This window comes from Scytonema sp. HK-05 (assembly GCF_963872035.1).
Taxonomy (GTDB): Bacteria; Cyanobacteriota; Cyanobacteriia; order Cyanobacteriales; family Nostocaceae; genus Kalymmatonema.
The window spans coordinates 1-2215 of record NZ_CAWMYC010000085.1; the positions used below are offsets into that span (position 1 = coordinate 1).

Sequence of the window (2215 nt, forward strand, 5' to 3'; positions counted from 1 at the left end):
CCCACATTCCGCACCCCTAACTGTCACAGAGGGAAATTACGGAGAGAAAAAATCTAAGTGAGAATAAAAACAAACATATTTAGCGAAAAAAGACATTTGAGTAACAGTAAATTACCAAAAATGGTATGAAAACCTATTTTCAATAAGGAGCAATAAGAACTGATAGCACCGAGAGGAGTCTCAGATAATCAAATAGATATGGAAGATGGAAAATATAAATTAGACTAATAAATACAAGGGAAAAACCTAAATTATTGACAGAGTAAAATAGAGCTATTAATCAAAGAGATTAGCTCATGATACTGTGGAGATGAAATTAATAGAGAGAAGAATTAGGTGGCTTTCTTGTAGTAACCTAAACAATCATTTGGTAAAAGATTCAAGATAAAGTCCCTATCTTGAGTCGAATTAGAGATGTGTATTTCCTGATTAAGTTTAACTAAATGAATAGACTGAAAGCATTGAAAAATCCAGCGTAAAGTGGGGCGGTCAGTCGGTTTACCCAACTGATTCTTAATTGTGGATTGAGAATCTTTGAGTGCGGCTCTGATTTGTCGTTGAGCTAAAGTATAAACCAGCAGACACAAACCCATAATCATTCCCAATGATTCAATTCTCTCTGGACTTTTGAGGAAAATACTGTCTGCAAAAAATAATGGGTCTTTGAGAAAAGCAAACCCTCGTTCACATGACTGTTGAGCTTTATACTCACTCAGCATTAAATCGTGACTCAGTTCATTTGATTCTAAAATATTGGTAGCAATGATAAAACGCCCTGCACTGAGAACTTCTGTATTAATTTTACTTTCATTCTGAGAGACGGTGGCTGATATTTGGTAGGATCTTCCTGCTGGATTATCTTTTTTATTAGATTTGATTTCCGTAACTTTGCGCTCCTGGATTAGGTGATATTTAAATTGTTTTGATAGTTTTGATAATGCCTTAATTGCATCAGCCTCACAAGCAAATTTCTCTTGTGATAACTTTTTCAACTCTTGCACAGCTTTTGATTCTGCTTTGGTAATCTTCTGTGAGAGCTTACGCAGGTCTGATTCTCTTCTCTCTTGACTTTGCACGACTAACCATCTTTGTTCTATTCCAGCATAATTTACTGTTGTTGAAGTCAATTTATATCCTGGTATTTGACTATCAAGAAATTCTAATTCTGGTAATGTTGATATTAATGAATGTGCTGCTTTTATGCTTAATGGTACTCGGCATAACCAGCGTAAATCTGACATCAATTTCAAGTTTGATTCTGTATATAAGGCGCAGTCTGCTACTATCAGACTGTTAACTTCTAATTGTTTTTGATACTCTACTGCTATTTTGCCAAAGCATGATGAGTCTGATTGGTTTCCCGATGCTAGTTTCAAAAATATTGGTATGTCTCCATCTCCGGAACATATTAGTTCTATAATGAACTGTTTTAAATCAGGACGATGGTCACGGGAATAACCGTAGGTGATAGTGATTTCTGTTGGTGATTTTACTGCTATTTCTTCTGAATATTGGATATTTTCTGTCTGTTTATTCTCAAATATTACTTCTGGCAAGCTGGTATTGTATTCCCCGTGTACGTGCATTGATGATGAGTCTAAGTGTGATGATAATAGAGATACACCAAATTTTTGGGCGGCCTTTAAGGCAATGATAAAAAATATTGTATCTAGTCCTTTTATAAATAATTTATCCATCACTCTCCCCAGTTTATCGTCGTTGAGATATTCTGGTTTGACTCCTGCTCCTATTAAATGCTCACAGGCTATTGTTTCAAAATATTTGGGAAACATATATAAAGGTTTGGACACAAACCCTAACCCATTCAATATCATGGCTTTGACTACACGACCCGGACTGACTTTTTCTCCTTTTTCCTCTCCTATTAATTCATTGATTATTTCTACTAATCCTATCGCGTCTATTATTCCTGCTACTATCCCTAGATGGTCTATGTTTTGAATTTCCATTTCTTGAGGTTTCAATTTCACAACAGGATGCTCCACAACTTCTGTTGTGATTAAATCATTTCTTTTTCTGTTATCAATTAATTTTTTTTCATTGTCTTTGTTACAAAACTTCACTTTATCTCCCCATGGCCATTTTAATGCTACTTATTCTCATTAAGTTTCCTCACCCTTGAATTATCTTTAGTTCTTGCGTACTACTTGGGCGGCTTTTTTTGATGTGTGACACTTAGGGTGCGGAAGGTGGG

The 2215-nt window shown here is 35.3% G+C and carries 1 protein-coding gene; it reads right to left on the reverse strand.

The window, feature by feature from the left end; genetic code table 11:
- Positions 1-332: 332 nt before the first annotated feature.
- Complete coding sequence (locus AACT52_RS11115; protein WP_083630839.1) at positions 333-1970, reverse strand: IS1634 family transposase; 1638 nt, start codon at positions 1968-1970, stop codon at positions 333-335.
- Between the last annotated feature and the right edge of the window lie 245 nt (positions 1971-2215).